This window comes from Rothia gullae, assembly GCF_024294905.1.
In the GTDB taxonomy this organism is placed as follows: Bacteria; Actinomycetota; Actinomycetes; order Actinomycetales; family Micrococcaceae; genus Rothia.
The window spans coordinates 23,518-43,500 of the sequence record NZ_JANCOC010000002.1; the positions used below are offsets into that span (position 1 = coordinate 23,518).

Below are 19,983 nucleotides of genomic sequence, written 5' to 3' on the forward strand. Positions count from 1 at the left end.
GGAATAGGCTAGCGGGGGCGGGACGCAGCCGAAGCGCGCGCCTTCTCCACCAGCGAGTCGTCAATCATGTTCGGCGTGAACTCGCCAAACTTACGCTGAGCCGCCTGCTCAATCAGGTAGTCCGAAATCTTCGGGTTCTTCGGCAGCAGCGAACCGTGCAGGTAGGTGCCAATCACGTTGTGTACGCGCGCACCCTCATGCGCATCGGTCACGTTGTTGCCCTCACCCTTGGTGACGGTCGCCAGCGGGGTGCAGCCGGAACCCAGGTAAGTCAGGCCCGAGTGGTTTTCAAAACCAATCACGGTGCCAAACTCCTCAGACTCCTCAACAATGTTGCCGATCAGGCGGTCATCGCCGCCGACCGTGTGCGCATCAAAAATGCCGATGCCCTTCAGCACCTCACCCTCACGGGTGCGGAATTCCTTGCCGAACAGCTGGTACAGGCCACAAATGACGAGCATCGGCACGCCAGCCTCAGCCAGCGAGCGCAGCGTGTCACCGTTCGCGTGCAGGTCATCCTGAATCACGGACTGACCCGAGTCCTGACCGCCGCCACCCAGAATAATGTCAACATCTTCCGGGAAAGGCTGACCGGGGTTGTGGCCCAGAATCTGCACGTCAAAGCCGTGCGCCTGCGCGCGACGAGCCAACGCCAGGGTGTTACCCCAGTCGCCGTAAATGTTCATGTCGAGCGGGTACAGCTGCAGAATGCGCAGAGTCTTACCATTATTGGGGCCGGAGGCGGGGGTGCCCTCAAAAGTGTGAGTTGCCGTCATTAGGAGACCCTCTCAACGTCAGTGATCTTTGCGAGCTCTTCACGCAGAGCCAGCATTGCGGTGTAGGTGCAGAAAATACGCATGGGCGCGTTACCGCTGGAGGCGATGAAGCCCTTGAGCGCATCGGCGAGGTTCTCGTTGACCTCGTCAACCTTCACGCCGTCATGCTCCAGGCGCAGCGCCATATCCCAGGCACGCACACCCGAAACCATCTGCACGCCGGTCTTCTTCAAACTGTCGAAGTCAACATCCCACAGCCAGGACACGTCACGACCGTCAGCGTACTGGTCGTTAATCGTGATCATGGTGGCGTAGTCGTCAGCGTTCGCGCTCGCCAGGGACAGGCGGAAACCGCTCGGGTTCTTCACCAGCAGCAGCTGAAGCGGGCGGCCGGTCACGTTCAGAGTCTCACCGCGACCGAAGGCGGGGGTGATCTTCGCCAGCTCGGCGATGAGCTTATCTTCGTTGAGCTTCTCACCCATGACGGCGCGGGTCAGCGCCATAGCACCTGCCGCGTTGAAGATGTTGTAAATGCCGTAGAGGTTAATCTCGCCGACTCGCTCCGCACCCGCCAGGTCGAACGTAGCGGAGGTGCCGGAGAACGCGGTCAGGGTGACCTCAGCGTCGGGCAGGGTCGCCTTCGAGACGGTGCCGCCGCGCATCTCATCATCCGAAGGGAAGTACGAGCGCAGGGACTCATCCAGGCCGTAATACTTAACGGTCACGCCAGGCTGCACGTTCTCAGCGAGGGAGCGGATACGCGGGTCCTCACGGTTGAGCACCACGGTACCGGTCGTTGCGGAGGCGACGGTCGCCAGCATGCGGCGGGTCGTGTCAATCTCACCGAAGCGGTCCAGCTGGTCACGCAGAACGTTCAGCAGCAGGGCGTAGTCGGGCTTGACGGCCTTCACGAAGTGCACGGCGTGCGCCTCGTCCAGCTCAAGCACAGCGATATCAGCGTCAAGCTTGCCGCCGAGGGTCATCTCGCCCAGCAGTGCCGCAGCAACACCGCGCACAAAATTCGAACCGGTGCGGTTAGTGAAAACCTTCAGACCCTGAGCTTCAAGCAGCTGCACAGCCATCTTCGTGGTGGTGGTCTTACCGTTCGTGCCGGAGACAACAACCACGCCGTAGGGCAGCTTCGCGAGCTCTTCAGCGACGAAGTCGGGGTGCAATTTTTCCATGACAAGGCCGGGGAAGGCGGAGCCACCGCCGCGAAGCTTAGTCGCTGCGCGTACGCCCTGGCCGAGAAGACGAATGAGGGGTTTGGACATGCTTACAATTTTAGTACACGCACGCCAGCGGCTGGATGGTCCGGCGGGCTCGTTCGCTCATGCCGGACGGGGCGGGGTTACTGGGGTTTTGGTGCGGCGGGGGTTTTGGGGTGAGGGTATTGGCGCGGGGCTCCGGCTAGGGCGGAGCGCCGGGGGTATTAGAACAGCAAGCCCGCCTAGTACAGTGAACCTATCTAGAACAGAGAACCCTGCACCCTCACCCGCGTGAACTCCTGCGCAGGCTCCACCAGCACATTCCGCCACGCGGCAGTATTCACCAGGAACGCCGCGTCGGCATCGCCGGTGTGGGCGCTCAAAAACTGACCCGCCGCACCCGTACAAAAGAAGCCAGCCGCCCCGCTCTCAGGTCCGAAACCACCCAAACCAGAATCATACGGCGCCAGCGGTTCGGGCGATTGCGCCCGCAGAGCCGCATACGGGCGGTTCATGGCAAGCGACGGAATCCACGGCTCATCCAGAGCGGTGAGCGGCACCTCCGGGTCGGTGCGCGCCAGTTCGGCGAGCGCTTCGCGGGCGCGGGCGACCGCCTCCTGGTGGGCAACACGAAGCTGCGTGCCGGGTAGCGGGTTCATCCAGGCGCGGTACTTGCTCGCGACCTGCTTGACCTGCGGAATCTTCGCGAGGGCAGTTACGGCATCCTCGGCGCGGCGAATGGCAAGGCCGTCGGGTGCAAGCGCAATGTAGGTGGCGGTGGCGACCGCCTGCTCATCCAAGCGGCGCGGGGTCGAATGCAGTGAGCTCGTGCCGACCTTGTGCGTGCCGTCGGGGAAAGTCGCGATATAGAGGCGATGCTCCAGCATGGCGTAGGCGCGCATGGATTCGGTGAGCGTTCCGGGGTACAGGTGCGCGCTGTGCAGGGCGGTAAATTCATCGCGGGCAGTGCAGCGCGGGCACTGCTGGCCACGCTGGATGCGGGTGCCCTCGGGGCACGGTACGCGGCGGATTCCCGCGGATTCGGGGGTGGCGTCATTGCTCGTGCCGGTGGTGTATCCGGCGCAGTAGCGGTAGAGTTCCCCCTCGCTATCGCGCGGAATGCGCAACCCCAAATAGGCGCCGGGGGTCAACGGAATCTGGATGCGAACCCCGCTCGGAACGCCACGCTGCGCGGGGATTCTTTCCTGGATAGGGGCGCTCTCCCCCGTCATATGGGGCACCCCTGCCGCTTGAGATGCCCGGTTACGAACTCCTTCAGCAACCCCGCTGGGCACGACCGGCTCTACCTCAATGAGCGGGCGGCGGTTGGACCAGCGGATCTGCCTCCAGATGAGCAGCTGCGGCGCGCCTGCAGAATCACCGGCGGCGGCATTACCGGCGGCGGGCGTAGCGCTAAACTCGTCGAAAGCATTCTCAAGCAGGTTGGGGTAGTCCATAGCATTCCACTCTAGCGGGTCTGGCGGGTTCTTTCTCGCGGGCTCTTTCTTGCGGGGCGGGGCGGGGCGGGGTGCGGTGCATCCGGGTAACACGTCTATGGTGGCGCATCCAAGCGTTCGGTACAGGCACGCATCTTCGGAAGGCAAAAAAGAGGCCAGCGTCCTTCACGCTGATCCGCACCCCCGCAGTGTTGCCGTGCGTTCACGCACGACCGGGTGGGTTCTCAGCTGAGGTGCTGACCTCTGTGGTTGAGGCAGGGTATTCACCCTGCCAAGCCCGAAAGCGATCGGTGACCGCTATTCTTCGGTGAGCTATGCGGTGGTTCTGGAAGCCGGAAGCTTTCCAGCAGTGTCGCTACACTTAAAACTTTGCCATATCCAATGGACATAACATCATTCAAATACGCGTCGACTGCCTAATCTACGCATTTGTGACACAGAATTTCTGTGCACTAGCTGGCAAATTGAAGCAATTAGTGCAAAATTTCAAAATCACCAAGCCGCTCAGCCGGACTATCTGACGGATGATCTACGCCATCTAGCTGAGGCGGGCGAACCCCTCCGCAATAGCCACGCGCATATCGTCAAGCGTGCGGGACATAGTCTTGGTGTGAGCGATAATCGGCAAGAAATTCGTATCCCCACTCCAGCGCGGCAGAATGTGCTGATGCAGGTGATCAGCAATACCCGCGCCGCCCACCTTGCCCTGATTAATGCCAATGTTGAAGCCGTCATTATGCGACACCTCGCGCAGAACCTTCATGGCGAGCTGGGTCAGCTGCGCAATCTCCATGGTTTCTGCCTCGGTCGCATCATCGTAGAACGGGATGTGGCGATACGGGCAGACCAGCAGGTGCCCGGGGTTGTACGGGTAGAGGTTAAGAATCACGAAGGCATGCTCGCCGCGGTACACAATCAGCGACTCTTCGTCACTGCGACTGGGCGCGGTGCAGAAGGGGCAGGTCTTCTCGGTGTAGTCCTTCTGGCCACCGCTCACGTAGGCGGTGCGGTGAGGGGTCCACAGGCGCTGGAACTGGTCCGGTGCGCCGGGCAGCTCGAAGGAATCCTGTACCGAGGCTGCGGTGCCATGCTCGGGGGTCGTGTTCTCGCTCATAGTCCCATTCTATAGCCCGTACGCGGCAACGGGAACGCCCCGTCCGTCATGCGTGTCAGATATGAGATAACTCCCCCGGCAGCTCGCTTAGCTGTGCTGATTTTCCAGGTGAATGATGCGGGTGGCACCCTCAAAGGTCATCGGGAAGCTCAGCACGCCGTCCTCCATAACGAATTCCTTGGTTTCCTTATCGGAGGCGCACGGCGCGTGCTTCATCTTCTCGCGGTTCGCATGGGAAATATGGGTGAAGTTTCCGGTCTTCGCCTCAAAAGTGCCGACCCAGAAAATGGTCGCCATTTCCTCATTATTCAGGTGGTAGGTGACCACAATATTGCCTTCGTGAATGACTGCATCCATGTAGTTCTCAAGGCTGGTGGAGTCCTGCTGAACCCAGGTGCCATCAGCACTCGCAGTCGAACGCGTTGTGGGTTTGAGCGCCAAACCTCAACTGAACTGTTATAGCTACGCTTATATCCGCGCTACCGCAGCCCGGTCACTGTTCACGGGCTACTATTCGCAGACTCCTACTGCTTGCGGGAACGCAACGAGAACTTCTCACGAATAATCGTGAACGTCTGGCGGGTCTCCTCCAGCAGGGCGACCGGCTCCTGCTCACGCACCGCAACCTCATGAGATGCCGAGGAATCGGCGGGTTCACCAGCCCGCGCGGCACCCGGAGTAGTATTCGAGGCTGCCGCAGAAGCCGCCGACGTGGCAGTTGAGGCGGGCTCAGCAGGAGCACCCGCAACCCCAGAAGTGCCAGGAGCGCCAGGAGTACCAGGGGCAGTAAAGCCCGCGGCGGCGCTGAAACCGGCGCGGCGTGCCGCCTCCGCATCCGAAGGAACCGGGTGCACACCGTCTTCATCCACGACCTCACGCAACGTGTAGTCGCGGGCTTCACGGCGCGCATACTCACGAGCCAGCAGGGCACGCAACTCAGAAATCTCCTGGCGAAGATCGTCCACGTCAGCCTTGGTTGCGGGGTACTCCTGCTCCTCCCTGCCACCAAACTTTTCGATAATCCAGCTCGCGAGCGCACCGGTAGCAACCGCGACCAAGCCCCCGCCGTACAGCATGACGATCACGGCGATGACCCTGCCGATACCGGTGACCGGGTAAACGTCTCCGTAGCCGACCGTGGCGAGGGTCGTGAACATCCACCAGTAGGCGGTGGGCAGGTCACGAATCATCGCGCCCGGCTCGGAGGACTCCACCGAATAGATCGACAGGGCAAACATGATGATGAAGATCGCGGTGTATCCGAAGAGCTTCACCGCCAGCTCTGAGAGCCTCTTATATTGGCGGTTGGCGGTCATATAAATCATGGCGAGGAAGCTGACAATACGCCACGCGGGCAGCAGCACAATCGCCAGGTTCATCAGGTTATGCGTGATGAAGTAGAGTCGCCGTGGCGCCAGGTACAGGCGAATACAGTAGTCGGCGGCGAATAGGCCCCACAGAATCAGCTGAAGGATGTTGAGGTACCCGTCGTACGGCTCCTGGATGCGGGTGCTCATAATGGGCGCGGCGAACGCGAGCAGGTACAGTACGGACGCCACGAACATGGGCGTGGAGGAGCGTTCCTCCCACGCCGCCAAGTTCTTCTCGCCGCGGTACTTGCTGAGCGTGCGGAACAGGCGGGTGCGCGGGGCGCGACGCGGCGGGTCCGTGACGGTGCGGGTAACCGTGCGGATAGTCGTAGTGTGCGTTTCAGGTTCGCCCGCGTCAATAATCTCGGCGGCACCATCAGGGTTACCCTGGGTGGCTGCTTTCTGGTCGCCCTGCTTGCCGTGCGGGTGATGCGTGGTGCGGGTGATGCGGCGTTCCTCGCGGTGCGTGCCGTCCGGCGCATCGGTGGTGGCGTACTCTTCGACGACTTCTTCGTAGTCGTCGTCGGGGTCCAGGTCGTTGGAGTAGACGGAGTGGGTGCTGTCCAGGCGGGCGCTATCAATCTGCACGGCATCAACCTGTACTGCCTCCATGCCGGGGGCGGTAGCCTCTGCGGGGCTACTTGCTGCAGCACTAGTTTTGGCGGCACTGGATTCTGCCGGTGCCGACTGGGTATAACCAGCCTTCGTGGTATTCTCAGCGGCGGCTTCAGATGCGGTAGTTTCAGATGCAACAGTTTCAGGGCGCGCAGACGCACCCACCGGGCTGTTCCCCGGAATATTGCCCGAGGTATTCCCCGAGGTATTGGGTGCTGTGCCGTTCTTTACCGTGTTGTCTGTCTGGTTCTGTTCTGCCTTATCCATAGTGTGAATGATACTCCACGCCGTTGCGTTTGCGTTTCTATTTCGTTGCACTGTGACCTTGTGCTGTGACCTTTGGGCGGCGGTCTTTACACCGCGGTTTTGTGCACGATACTGTGTCGAAATCGGGCGGCGGTTCGGTTGCGGTGGAGAACCGTTCGGGTGCGAAGATGACGGTGTATTGTGCGGGTGTGGATCGTAAGGAGCGTAGTGTGCCTGCGGGTGGCCGCGTGTTTGTGGAGGATTTGGGGGTGCGTGCTTCGGCGGGTTCTCCCCTATTTTGTGGTTTGGTGACTTCTGATAGTACTGCTAGCTGGAATGTTACGGCCCTCGGCGGGCGTGCCTAAGGGCAGCTGCGGCGCTAATAAAGCCTGCACAAGGGAAAACAGGCACCTCTGGTAACGATTATCTTTTGTATTAGAGGTATATTAAGAACGGACTACCCGCCGTTATTAACCAGCCGTTATCAATCAATGGAGATACACCGATGACCGCTCAGTCGCCTGATACCACTGAGGTTGAACTTCCCAAGTTCTACGAATTCATTCCCAGCATTCTTGCTTACCTATCTGACGGCAACTCCCGCACCAATAAAGAGATTTATAGCGCTGTAGCAGAGCGCTACCCGCTTTCTGACGAGCAGCTACTACCCTACCTGCCGAACGGCAAGCGTCCCGTCTATGTGGACCGCATTAGTTGGGGCTTGACCTATCTCAAGATGTTCGGTGCGGTTGATTCCCCTCGCCGCGGTCAGCAGGTTATTTCTGACGAAGGCTTGAAGCTGATTGAGGCTCATCCTGGGGGCATCCCCGATGATGTCGTCGCGCATATCGTTCGTTCCGCCCGCAGCACGCGTGAGCGTTCCCAGTCTGATAGTTCCGAGCAGGACCCGCAGGAAACCCCGAAGACCGCTACCAAGACTGTTGCCGTCACGACTGCACCCTCTGAGGTGTCTGATAGCACCCCGCAGGAACTCATTGATGAAAGCATCACTCAGATTGAGTCCGCGCTGACGCACGATATTTTGGAACGCGTCCGCGCAATGTCTCCGACTGCTTTTGAGCATCTGGTGGTGGATGTTCTGTTGGCGATGGGCTACGGCGGCCCGGCAGGACGCGGCACCGTTACTCCGGCTTCCAATGACGGCGGCGTGGACGGAATCATTGACCAGGATGCGTTGGGTCTTTCAAAGATTTATGTCCAGGCTAAGCGTTACGCCAAGGACAATGTGGTGGGACGCCCTGCCCTTCAGAGCTTTGTGGGCGCACTGCATGGCAAGGCAACGCAGGGAGTGTTCATCACGTCGAGCTCCTATACGTCTGACGCACGCGGCTATGCGGAGGAACTTGGTGGCGGAGTTTCCCTCGTTCTGATTGATGGTGAGCACCTGGCGCGCCTCATGATTAAGTACGGTGTTGGCGTACAGGTGGCACGCACGTACACCATCATGAAGCTTGATGAGGACTTCTTCGACGAAGCCTAAACGTTACACAAGCGTGGGGTGGAAAGCATGTAGCTTTCTGCCCCACGCTTTCTTTTGGGTTAGCCGCCTTTTGGGTTAGCCGCTGGAATGTTACAACCCTCGGCGGTCGCGCCTAACAGCAGCCGCAGCGTTCAGAGTGTGGTGGGTGCGCCTCCGCAAGCCCGCGCTTACTCCCCCGGAAAACCAGCAAACACGCGGCAAAGCTACGCATCAGCACGGTGTATAACCCACTCCCCTTATGGTGACAAGTAGTCGCCAAGCTTAGCCATAGCTAAGCGGAAAAGACGGCGTTCAAAGGAAGATACTGGAATAAAGACAGCATTCACACACCTGTCACCAGTAAGGAAGCAAGATCATGACCGTCGTGTCAAATACATCTGAAGCCCTCAAGTCCCCCTACGCGGACACCCTCAACCGTCTACTTTCCGATGCACGCGCAGAAGCCGTCGAATCCAGCGTCTCCGAGCTCGAACGCCTGGCAATCTCCCACGACGCATCCCACTACCTGCTCGTGCCCGCCGGCCTGATTCGCCCCGACTCCGCCGAAGACGTCGCAAACATCTTCCGCGCCGCAGGCGACCTCGGCCTGCCGCTGACCTTCCGCTCCGGCGGCACCTCCCTCTCCGGCCAGGCAAGCGGCGACGGCCTCATGGTCGACACCCGCCGCCACTTCAAGAAGATTGAAGTCCTTGAAGACGGCAAGAAAGTGCGCGTACAGCCCGGCGCGACCATCATGATGGTCAACAACTACCTGGCACCCTACGGCTACAAGCTCGGCCCCGACCCGGCATCCTGGTCCGCCTGCACCATCGGTGGTGTGGTCGCGAACAACTCCTCCGGCATGTCTTCGGGCACCAAGTACAACACGTACAACACCCTGGACTCCATGGTGTTCGTGCTCCCCAGCGGCACTATCATCGACACCGCTGAGCCGGACGCTGACCAGAAGCTGCGCTCCCTCGAACCTGAACTTCACGAGGGCCTGCTGCGCCTGCGCAAGCGCGTCACCGAGAACCCCGAATCCATGGCGAAGATCCGCCAGCAGTACTCCATGAAGAACACCATGGGTTACGGCCTGAACTCCCTGGTCGACTTTGAAACCCCCGTGGACATTCTGCAGCACCTGCTGATTGGTTCGGAAGGCACCCTCGGTTTTGTTGCTTCGGCAACCTACCGCACCCTGCCGATTCTGAAGAACATTTCCACCGGCCTGCTCGTGTTCGACAACCTGATTGATGCTGCACGCTCCGTGCCTGAACTGGTCGCTAACAAGCTCGCTACCGTCGAGCTGATGGACGCCACCAGTATTCGTGTGGCTCAGCGTACCGGTCAGGCTGCGGAGGCGCTCGCCGCCATCGACGTGAAGGACCACGCCGCCCTGCTGGTTGAGTTCCAGGGCAACTCTGAGCAGGAGCTGAGCGACCTTGCCGCCGCTGCCGCCCCCATGTTCAAGAGCCTGCCCGTGGCGTCGCCCGTGTCGATGACCAGCAAGCTGTCTGAGCGTAACGCCCTGTGGGCGGCACGCCGCGGCCTGTACACCACCGTTGCGGGTAACCGCCCCTCCGGCACGAACGCACTGCTAGAAGACGTGGTTGTTCCTGTTGAGGTTCTGGGCAACACCTGTAGCGACCTGACCAAGCTGTTCGAATCGCACGGCTACCAGGACTCCGTGATCTTCGGCCACGCGAAGGACGGTAACATCCACTTCATGCTGAACGAGCAGTTCCGCGACCCGAAGCAGCTGGACCGCTACCGCGAGTTCACTGAAGAAATGGTTCAGCTGATTCTCGGTAACGAAGGCTCGCTGAAGGCTGAGCACGGTACCGGCCGTATCATGGCTCCGTTTGTGAGCCGCCAGTTCGGTGAGGAACTCTTCGACGTGATGCGCCAGATTAAGCGCCTCATTGACCCGAAGGGCTTCATGAACCCGGGCGTTCTGCTGGTTGAGCCGGGCACCGACTACGTGACCGATCTGAAGGTCGCTGAGACCGTTGAGGAAGAAGTCGACCGTTGTGTGGAGTGCGGCTACTGTGAGCCGGTCTGCCCCTCCCGTAACCTGACTTTGACCCCCCGTAAGCGTATTGTGCTGCGCCGTGAGATTGCTGCCGCTGAGGCGAACGGCGATCACGAGCTCGCTGAGCGCCTGCGTAAGGAGTACGAGTACTACGGTATTGAGACCTGTGCTGTGGACGGCATGTGCCAGACCCGCTGCCCCGTGAACATCAACACCGGTGACCTGATTCGCCGCCTGCGTTCTGAGAACCAGGACAAGCTGGCCGCTACCGGCTGGAAGGTCGCCGCACAGCAGTGGGGCGTCATGGACAAGGTCGCCGGCAAGGCCCTGACCGTGGCGAAGAAGCTGCCGTTCCCCGTGGTACACGGCACCACCAACATTGCCCGCAAGGTCATGGGTGACGACATGGTTCCTTCCTACAAGAAGGACCTGCCGGTTGGTGGCCCGGCACGTAAGCCGCATAAGGACGCAACCGCTGAGATTGTGTTCTTCCCCGCCTGCGTGAACTCCATGTTCGGTGGTGTGGACGGCGACGGCAAGCACGACCCGGTCAACGCAACCCAGGCGTTTATTCGCCTGTGCGAGCGTGCGGGCGTGAAGTACCGCATCCCGGACAATATTGGTGAGATGTGCTGCTCCACCCCGTGGAAGTCGAAGGGCTTCACCGACGGCTACTCGATCATGAGCGACCGTGTGTTGAAGTCTCTGTGGGAGGCTACTGACGGTGGCCGCCTGCCGGTTGTGTGTGACGCTTCGTCCTGCACTGAGGGTCTTGAGGTGATGCACCAGAAGGTGATTAAGGCGCTTGAGCACAAGATCGTGAACGGCCTGAAGCCGGGCGAGCCGGACTTCTCGCGTCTGCGCATGTACGATGCGGTTCAGTTCGCTGCCGATAACATGCTGGATAAGCTGGCCGTGTCTGCTCCCCTGCCGTCGATTGCGCTGCACCCGACCTGTTCGATGACTCACCTGGGTACTCAGCCTGCGTTTGAGAAGATTGCGAACGCGATGAGTGACGACGTGTACGTGCCGAAGAACTGGGGTTGCTGTGGTTATGCGGGTGACCGCGGTATGCTGCACCCGGAGCTGACGGCGAGCGCTACGGAGGCTGAGGCTTCTGAGCTGAGCGAGCAGAAGCAGTTTGCCGCATACATTTCGGCAAACCGCACCTGTGAGCAGGGTATGACCGAGGCAACCGGCCACAGCTACCAGAACGTGCTGCAGCTGCTGGAACGCACCACCCGCTAAAGGATAAGCGCATAGCGGCATAAAGAAGGGACCCGGCGGGCTATCTGATGGATAGCCCGCCGGGTCCTTTTCTGTCGATTTCAAATATATCTTATAGGCACTTCATAATTTTATTATGCATTTTGTTTACTAAAAAATATCGGGAACATAGGAAACAATTGACCCTTCCGGTATACTACGCGCTTCCATAATAATCAGATTATTGTATTCATTTCTATCTGGCTTCAAATATTTCAATACATCAATCTTTCTACAGCGCCTCTTAGTCTCAAATGTTTCTTCGACAAATTTTTTTAAGTCTGCATAATAATTATCCAACTTAGACCCTCTCAATTTTCGCTCCTCTTGGATCCTCGATGGAATATAAAGATCCGAGAATATTTCTTCTTTTGTATGTCGCTCAGTATTACGATATTCATGCACAGAGCCTTTTGTTGTCCCAATGTAAAACTCATACGAATATTTTACGATTTCTTCATTGAGATAATTAATCACCGACCTACCATCTTCGAGAATCCCATTAGTTATATCAATGTAACGTATGGGTAACTTTCCTCTATAAATTCCAGGAATTACATATCGAGGAGTAATCTTCAAAGCCACAGAAGGAGACATTGGTACTAGATAAGCAGGAGGAGTAACCTTACCATTTCGAGCACAAAATACAATACTCGCTTCCGCTCCCATGCTCTCGTCTACCCTATATGGATCAGTTCCACTTGCAATGGGCGTTATTCCCAAATCAGACAATAAAAATCGCTTCTCTTTATCAACTAATACATCTATTGCATAGAAGTATAAATCAAATTTTTCATACATTTTTATCCACTCTAGTCTAGTCCATTGAATCGAATTCTTTGGCTCAACTATTACTTCATGATCTACAAGATTAGAAATTTCATCACCACTATCCTGCACACCCAAAGAACGCAAAGCCTCACCTATGGACAAAATTCCACGCTGCTTATCCATTCCTCCCAAAGATGAGTCTAGCCAGTCACCAATAACTTCACCTGTTAGCTTAGAACGAACATAAAGGTGCGCAATGTATGGAATAAGAATATCTTTATAACGCTCGACTGTTAATTCCTCTTGTTTTTCAAAAGCGTCAATTAGTTTTGGTAAAACACTTTCTACTTTTTTAAATTTTTCGTCTAGAGCAATTGCGTCACGTATTTCATCATTAGCATCAAGGCCAGACTCGTTATTATTTAAATCTGAACTAAAATCTGAATCATAGCTCCCCAAATCCCACCCGATAGAATCTGCTGTTTCAAAATCAATCGAATGCTTATTAGCATACTTTATATATACCTTATTATCTCTCGAATCTGCTTCTTTAACAGTCGAAAATCGTGCTATAACACAAGCTGGAATTGTATGGTCCCTCTTATTCATGTCTCCTCTTTTCGAAAATAGGTAAAGTTATATAGATTAAAGTTAATTAGCAATTCCTTAACATGGCTCAACTAAATTTTTATACTTACCCTCCCCTTTCATGAATCTACGCCATTCATCATCAGAAATGTTAAACGGCATCCAAATAGAGTGACATTGGTAAGTCCTTAGATTCTCCGGGTTCGCAGAACCCTTGCAATAAGAATATAGGATATCAAACTCATCAAATTCTTTTTTACCATTCTTATCTATACATTCTTTCCTAAAAGACATATATTTCTTAAAGTCCTTGATTCTATCTACGGATCTGAGAACCATAACCAAACTTTCGAGAGACATGATATGAACTCCTTCTAGGTACTTTGGACGAATATACTCTGAAGCATGAATAGACAAAGAAATAACCTCATATTCTTTTAGGTCATTAGGAATACTATAATTTCCAGAATTAACAGGCTTCAGATGCTCCCCATTTTTAATTAGCTCCATACGCACCTTTAACTGAGTAATAGATTTTACAATATATCCACCGTTCCCTTCCGTACTAAACGCTCGTTCCGCAGATTTATTGAGATTGCTATATCTCTGATTTATTTTACATTCACCAAGTATCACGACTTTTTCATCTGACTTCCAAGCTATAACATCTGTCTCGTTATTATTCTTATTTTTAATATAAAAAGAATCAACACAATCAGCATTAAGGCACCTTCTGAAAAATTCCAGGACAACATCTTCAAAGGCTGCGCCACGTTTTCCAGAATCTCTGTCTAGTTTATTAAAAGGAATTTTATAGAGCCCCATTGTAGCCTCATGCCCATCACATGTATATATATCCCCATTCTGATACTTAATAAACTGTATTATCTCATCATCGCTTGCATATCGCGACTCTAAAGTCACAATATCCTCTATACCATACTTATTCTTCAATTCACTTTGCTCATCAGATACATAATCAATAAAACTATAACCTTCCATATTTTTAATCATTGGTATTTCCATGTATTGTAAGTATTTGCCAAATACCGAATGAAGGGCTCTACTTCGTTCAGTGGCATCCTTTCCTAAACTTGCATGAAGTTCAGAAAATTTCTCTGACCGTAACATTGCCTCAATAATCTTATAGTTAATCCAAGGAAACTTAACTCGCATTGATCTAATCCTCGATTTAGCATCATTGCGCATAATTTCTGAAATTAAGTAATCCATTTAATTAAACCTCTCTTCAATATGCCTGTCGGTAATATTGATAATATCCTGCAGTATTTCCATCTGTTTCTTGAATATCAGATATAAGCCGTATGGGGTAATAAACAAATACGATCCCCATAATTCGATTCTAAGATTTGGAGTCCACCCCTCTCCAAAAAGGGGTTGAAATTCAGGTTTAAAATACTGATACTCCCAATACACTATAATTTTTCGCTCTTGCTGATTAAATTCAGGTTCATGACTCCAGACCCATCCATGGGGATTCTTTCCGTCAGCAGAGCATTCAGCCGGGTCTATGCCCTTTATTCCATATATCTTAGTTAATGCCCTTTGTGTCATGTCATCGATTTCTGGGAAAAATCTTTGAATTATTTTAGATGCACATACCATACAACAATCATTAAATAAAATATCCTCTAGATTTTTCACTAAAGAATTAAAATATTTTTCAGCGTAATCATTTGAATCTACCCCCATGTTTAGTGTATTTTTACACATTATTACTTATCCTCCTTCTTTCGCTTTTGCACAAAGCACCAAACACTAATGCCAATGATAAATAAAACAACCCAGGCCGCGCAGAGCGGATTTGGAAAACCCATATCTTTCAAAACGGACGAACCATCATTCAAAAACGAGACTGCCCCAGGAATAATCATTACTATTGCCACCAGCAAAGCATACTCCGCAAGCTCCTCTTGACTCCTTGCTAGTTTTTCTTGGCTAATGGCCAAATCTTCCTGCCGTTGCGAAGAGTTAATCTCTTCGACCCGCTTAGTAGACTCTACTAGAATTTTTAAATTATCTTGAAAATACAGGGCATCCTCGACTTTTTCCATGGCAATGTAATGTAGTCCGCCCCGTGGATATGTACGCCCCATGTCATACATAATATACATTCTATTAATATTGTTATTAATTTTTTTTATTGCATCACTATCATTTAGTGCAACATATTCTTGAATCTGATTTATATAATAATTTACAAGAATAATTTTTAAAATCGACAGTATAACTGCATCCAAATGGAAAGACTCAGCATAGCCCTGGAAACAAATTGGCTTATGCTTATAGTTATCTCCATTGATGTCTGGAGTATAATAACAAATTCCTTGTGAACGCGCATAGAAACACCAGTCTCCCTTACCTAGCATATGTAGTGAGCTAGGGCTTTCAGTATTCCATTTATCCTGAATAGACTCAGACGGTTTCTTGCCTGTGGTATAATAGTGCATTATACACCAGAAATCTTTCTCTTCGTTTCCGGTATAATCTATAGGCTTGCTTATTGACAAAGATTTAAATTTGTCAATTACACTTAATTTGTAAACAAATGGCTTTATATTGCAACTCCACATTTGCGCCATCAAATCATCATTCGTGTCGTTTTCTATAAAACCATCCACCGGAATTATATTTTCTTTCACGAGATACGCATATATATTTTTATCTTCAAGCTGGACAGGCCCTTCCAGTAACCCCTCTTTTTTATGGATTTCAAAGATCGCCAAACCTGGAACTATTTCATCTACACAAATACTCTTCTCTGCAAAGAGAAGCTGAAATCCGCTAACGATGTACTGATCTCCTTTACCATTAGTTATCGGATTAAATCCTTTTAGAGATTTAGCGTAATACCTATGGCCGTCCGCATATATAAGCTTCCGTATAGCCTCAGAAAAATTTTCCTTTCGAGTATCGGCATTAGAAATAAATTCTTCATCATTACTATATTTCCGATATTTAACGTCAGGTATACCTGCAATCCATTCTATTCCCTGACTTTCGTTATTAATTCCAAAGGTTTTTAATTTCTTTTTATTAATGCAAATTGAAGCCAAAATATATGTCTTCATTGTCTCGCTCCTTAAATTATTCTTAGGCGTACAAATTTTTTGAATCAAATTCGCTAAATTCTTACATGCGTGAATATGCATCTCCTCCTTGAACTTACAGATAGAATATCCAGCGAATAAACGCTCTTGAAACACTCAAATCATGTCCAGACATCCTTATCCGAATCGTACAATTACCGGCACTTACGAACAGCAACGAACGTTAGCGCCATCACTTACATTAGCACGAAGACACCCGCCCGGACTAGGAAAAACGTCCCACCGACACAACTTTCTGCACCCAACCGACCCCTCGCCTCGTCAAAACAGAAAGGACCCAGCAGGACCACTAATATTAGTGTCCGCCGAGTCCTTCCTTACCTTTACAACTAGTTGTTACCTCCATTGAAGAGACGGGCGTGAATCTCCCCGTCAGCCTCAGTCACGATAATAACCGGCTTACCGCCCGCAACTTTGCGGGCACGGCGGAATATTTCAGCCTCATCTTCGCCTGGAGCCGCAGGGATAACATGGCACTCCCCTCCCGCCTTCTGTGCAGCGAGCGCAACAAGTGCCTTGTGCTCCGGGTTTCGGCGGGCGGACAGGTTGAAACGACCCGCAATACGAGCCCGTTCCTTCATCACTTCAATGCTTGCCATACTTTCACCCTTTCACACGCGCTTCAACAGCAAAGCCTACTACTTCTTCGTGAACAAACTTTGCTTCCTAAAAACCCGGAGGGCTATCCAATGGATGGCCCACCGGGTCCGTTTTCGTCTGCTACAGCACTTATTTTCGATTATTCAAAAGTCCAATAATCAATACTGCTATTGAGATACCGTAGAGAATTCCAAGCACTAGGTCGCTGACATTTGACACTACATTCAAGATAATTGCCAGGATCAAAAACAGCATCCCAACAGGAACATACTTATTCGACTTCATACGCTCGTGCTCCCTCAATAATCAACAGCGATACATCATTCTCAGAGCCATCCAGCCACCCATTTTCTGAATGACTATGGACGTTCGCTTTACTACCACGCTAGCACTCTGGAGCTAAAAACTAGCCCGCGACACAGCTTTCTGCACCCAACCGCCCCCCACTCTCGCCTCCTCAAAGCACAAAGAAACCACCCCCTCCGCAGCTTGTCGCCGCAAAGGGGGTGGTTTCTATATATGAGCTAGACCAGAAAGCCTAGTGTTACTCAGCAGCCTCAGTGCTGGGCTTAGGGTCTTCGTTCACGCGGTTGCGGATATGCTCCACAATACGTGCCACAGCCTCATCCACGGGCACACCGTTCTCCTGCTTGTTACCGCGGAAACGGAACGAAACAGCGCCGTGCTCCGCATCCTCACCGCCAGCAATCAGAATGAACGGAACCTTCTCAGTAGACGCAGTACGAATCTTCTTCGTGAAGCGATCCGAACCGTAATCCACCTCAACACGCACGCCGTGCGCACGCAGCTTGTCCGCGATCTCGGTCATGTAGTCGTTGAACGCCTCAGCCACCGGCACACCAATGACCTGGACCGGCGAGAGCCATGCCGGGAACGCACCCGCATAGTGCTCAGTCAGCACACCCAGGAAGCGCTCAATCGAGCCGAACTTCGCCGAGTGAATCATGACCGGCTCCTGCACGGTACCGTCAGCAGCCTGGTACTCCAGACCGAAGCGGCTCGGCTGGTTGAAGTCGTACTGCACGGTCGACATCTGCCAGGTACGGCCAATCGCGTCCTTCGCCTGAACCGAAATCTTCGGGCCGTAGAACGCAGCACCACCCGGATCCGGGACGAGCTCCAGGCCAGTCTCCTTCGCAACCTGCTCCAGAACCGCGGTAGCCTCCTCCCACTGCTCATCAGTACCGATGAACTTATCCTTCTTATCACCCTCGGTGTCGCGGGTCGACAGCTCAAGGTAGAAGTCAGTCATGCCGAAGTCCTCAAGCAGGCTCAGCATGAACTTCAGCAGGTGACGCACCTCGTCCGGTGCCTGCTCCTTCGTCACGTACGAGTGGGAGTCGTCCTGAGTAATCATGCGCACGCGGGTCAGACCCTGCAGCACGCCCGACTTCTCGTCACGGTACACGGTGCCGAACTCAAAGAAACGCAACGGCAGCTCACGGTACGAACGGCCACGAGAACGGTAAATCTCGTTGTGCATCGGGCAGTTCATAGCCTTCAGACGGTAGTGGCCGTTATCCAGCTCCATGGGCGGGAACATACCGTCCGCATAGTACGGAAGGTGACCGGAAGTGTAGAACAGGTCTTCCTTCGAAATATGCGGGGTGCTGACGTACTGGAAACCCTCCTGAATGTGGCGGGTACGCACGTAGTCTTCCATCTCGCGCTTAATCACGCCACCCTTAGGGTGAATCACCGGCAGACCGGGGCCAATGTTCTTCGGGAAGGAGAACAGGTCCAGCTCACGGCCCAGGCGGCGGTGGTCGCGGCGCTCCGCCTCAGCGATGCGCTCCTTGTACGCCACCAGCTCTTCCTTAGTCGGCCATGCGGTACCGTAAATACGCTGTAGCATGGGGTTCTTCTCAGAACCGCGCCAGTACGCGCCACCGGCACGCATCAGGGCGTAGCCGTTAGCAATCAGCTTGGTGTTCGGCAGGTGCGGGCCGCGGCAGAGGTCCTTCCAGACGGTCTCGCCGGTCTTCGGGTGCACGTTGTCGTAGATGGTGATTTCACCCTCGCCGACCTCCACGGATGCACCCTCGGCAGCCTCCGCACCAGAACCGGGACCCTGGCTCAGGGAAAGCAGCTCCAGCTTGTACGGCTCGTTCGCCATCTCAGCAACAGCCTCGTCGTGGGTGACCACGCGGCGGCGGAACAGCTGACCGGACTTGATGATCTTAATCATCGACTTCTCGATCTTCTTCAGATCTTCCGGGGTGAAGGGCTCAGCCACATCAAAGTCAAAGTAGAAGCCATCAGTAATGTACGGGCCAATACCCAGCTTGGCGTCCTTGCGGTACTCCTGCACCGCCTGCGCCATCACGTGCGCAGCAGAGTGGCGCAGAACGTTCAGGCCGTCCGGCTCATGAATGAAAACCGGCTCAACGGAATCGCCAGCAGACAGCTCGTGGGAGAGATCAACGAGCACGCCGTTCACGCGTGCCACAACGATCTTCGGGTCGTCAGCGAACAGCTCAGCGGCAGTCTTCGCGGTAACCTCGCGCTCCTCACCAGAAACGCTAATAACAATTGCTGAAGAATCAGCGGCAGACATAAGTCTCCTTAACTCAGGCGCGCGCGGCCGCTCGGGGCGCCGCGGGTGCGCATACTATTCCGCACTGTACTGGTGCACGGACACACACCATCTTACAACGGCTCCCAGCAAACGCTCAGCTTGAGGGCAGACTAGTCCGCATAATGTTCACGCGTATGCTCATACACGTCAACCACAATGTGGCTAATATGGTCGTCCTTCAGACGGTAAATAGTGGTGCGGCCCTGCTGCTCACGATCAATCACGTGCGCCTCACGCAGGATGCGCAGGTGATGCGAAGCGAGCGGCTGCGAAATACCCAGGCACGTGTGCAGTTCGCTCACGCTGTGCGGGCGGTGCATCAGGTGGTGCGCAATCGCCAGGCGCAGCGGGTTCGCGAGCGCAGAGAAAATCGCCACGGACGGGCCGAACTGTTCCTCCCAGTCTTTGGGGCCGCTGCCTTCGAGGAGGGGCGCGTTGGCGGGCGCCTCGTGGGCGTGCTCCGCGGTGTGCTCCACGGTGTGCTCGGCTACGTGCTTCGCTACCTGCTCGGCGGCGTAGTGAGCGTGGGTGGTTTCGGTCTGGTCTGTGGGCTGGCTCTGAGTCATAGTATTTTCACCTTATGTACAGGAAAGGGGGCACGTCAAGGAAGTTACGCCTGCGCGGCATGCGGTGTTCTCAGCGGATTCGGTGTAGTTCACGGGCATCCACTGTACCTGGTGCCAGGGGAACTGGTTGCCGGAGTTGCTCACAGAGCCAAGGGAAACCA

The 19,983-nt window shown here is 54.1% G+C and carries 16 protein-coding genes; 3 read left to right on the forward strand and 13 right to left on the reverse strand.

Annotation, left to right across the window (positions count from 1 at the left end; all coding sequences use genetic code 11):
- Positions 1–8: 8 nt before the first annotated feature.
- The 6 genes from NML54_RS01870 to NML54_RS01895 all read right to left on the reverse strand — a co-directional run bounded on the left by NML54_RS01870 (position 9) and on the right by NML54_RS01895 (position 6,807).
- Positions 9–776 (reverse strand): type 1 glutamine amidotransferase, encoded by a 768-nt coding sequence (locus NML54_RS01870; RefSeq protein WP_254755657.1) that lies wholly within the window; start codon positions 774–776, stop codon positions 9–11.
- Positions 776–2,059, reverse strand: a complete 1,284-nt coding sequence (locus NML54_RS01875; protein ID WP_254755784.1) for a Mur ligase family protein — start codon at positions 2,057–2,059, stop codon at positions 776–778. The genes NML54_RS01870 and NML54_RS01875 overlap by 1 nt, the downstream gene beginning before the upstream one ends.
- A gap of 185 nt (positions 2,060–2,244) precedes the next feature.
- Positions 2,245–3,441 carry a hypothetical protein gene (locus NML54_RS01880; RefSeq protein WP_254755658.1) on the reverse strand — a complete coding sequence of 399 codons (1,197 nt, stop codon included), beginning with the start codon at positions 3,439–3,441 and terminating at the stop codon, positions 2,245–2,247.
- A gap of 538 nt (positions 3,442–3,979) precedes the next feature.
- Positions 3,980–4,555: an HIT family protein gene (locus tag NML54_RS01885; RefSeq protein ID WP_254755659.1), complete on the reverse strand. Its 576-nt coding sequence runs from the start codon at positions 4,553–4,555 to the stop codon at positions 3,980–3,982.
- A gap of 87 nt (positions 4,556–4,642) precedes the next feature.
- Positions 4,643–4,996 (reverse strand): hypothetical protein, encoded by a 354-nt coding sequence (locus NML54_RS01890; protein ID WP_254755660.1) that lies wholly within the window; start codon positions 4,994–4,996, stop codon positions 4,643–4,645.
- Between the two features lie 83 nt (positions 4,997–5,079).
- Complete coding sequence (locus tag NML54_RS01895; RefSeq protein ID WP_254755661.1) at positions 5,080–6,807, reverse strand: ion channel; 1,728 nt, start codon at positions 6,805–6,807, stop codon at positions 5,080–5,082.
- A 113-nt stretch (positions 6,808–6,920) separates the two neighbouring features.
- Here NML54_RS01895 and NML54_RS01900 point away from each other — a divergent pair, with 113 nt between their 5' ends.
- The 3 genes from NML54_RS01900 to NML54_RS01910 all read left to right on the forward strand — a co-directional run bounded on the left by NML54_RS01900 (position 6,921) and on the right by NML54_RS01910 (position 11,549).
- Positions 6,921–7,151, forward strand: a complete 231-nt coding sequence (locus NML54_RS01900; protein ID WP_254755662.1) for a hypothetical protein — start codon at positions 6,921–6,923, stop codon at positions 7,149–7,151.
- A gap of 140 nt (positions 7,152–7,291) precedes the next feature.
- Positions 7,292–8,287: a restriction endonuclease gene (locus NML54_RS01905; RefSeq protein ID WP_005505835.1), complete on the forward strand. Its 996-nt coding sequence runs from the start codon at positions 7,292–7,294 to the stop codon at positions 8,285–8,287.
- Between the two features lie 355 nt (positions 8,288–8,642).
- A complete protein-coding gene (locus NML54_RS01910; RefSeq protein WP_254755663.1) occupies positions 8,643–11,549 on the forward strand; it encodes an FAD-binding and (Fe-S)-binding domain-containing protein in 2,907 nt (968 codons plus the stop codon).
- 129 nt (positions 11,550–11,678) lie between these two features.
- Here the strand turns inward: NML54_RS01910 and NML54_RS01915 are convergent, their stop codons facing one another.
- The 7 genes from NML54_RS01915 to NML54_RS01945 form a co-directional block, all read right to left on the reverse strand.
- Positions 11,679–12,947 carry a DUF4238 domain-containing protein gene (locus tag NML54_RS01915; protein ID WP_254755664.1) on the reverse strand — a complete coding sequence of 423 codons (1,269 nt, stop codon included), beginning with the start codon at positions 12,945–12,947 and terminating at the stop codon, positions 11,679–11,681.
- A 57-nt stretch (positions 12,948–13,004) separates the two neighbouring features.
- Positions 13,005–14,159, reverse strand: a complete 1,155-nt coding sequence (locus tag NML54_RS01920) for a DUF234 domain-containing protein (RefSeq protein WP_254755665.1) — start codon at positions 14,157–14,159, stop codon at positions 13,005–13,007.
- On the reverse strand, positions 14,160–14,639 hold the full coding sequence (locus NML54_RS01925; RefSeq protein ID WP_254755666.1) for a hypothetical protein: 480 nt from the start codon (positions 14,637–14,639) through the stop codon (positions 14,160–14,162). It lies immediately after the preceding gene.
- Between the two features lie 23 nt (positions 14,640–14,662).
- The gene (locus tag NML54_RS01930) at positions 14,663–16,018 is read right to left on the reverse strand and encodes a hypothetical protein (RefSeq protein ID WP_254755667.1); all 1,356 of its coding nucleotides are present in this window, start codon (positions 16,016–16,018) and stop codon (positions 14,663–14,665) included.
- Positions 16,019–16,386: 368 nt separating this feature from the next.
- Complete coding sequence (locus NML54_RS01935) at positions 16,387–16,656, reverse strand: aminotransferase (RefSeq protein ID WP_254755668.1); 270 nt, start codon at positions 16,654–16,656, stop codon at positions 16,387–16,389.
- A 545-nt stretch (positions 16,657–17,201) separates the two neighbouring features.
- The gene (gene thrS, locus NML54_RS01940; protein WP_254755669.1) at positions 17,202–19,235 is read right to left on the reverse strand and encodes a threonine--tRNA ligase; all 2,034 of its coding nucleotides are present in this window, start codon (positions 19,233–19,235) and stop codon (positions 17,202–17,204) included.
- A gap of 131 nt (positions 19,236–19,366) precedes the next feature.
- A complete protein-coding gene (locus NML54_RS01945) occupies positions 19,367–19,822 on the reverse strand; it encodes an ArsR/SmtB family transcription factor (protein ID WP_254755670.1) in 456 nt (151 codons plus the stop codon).
- Positions 19,823–19,983 lie beyond the last annotated feature (161 nt).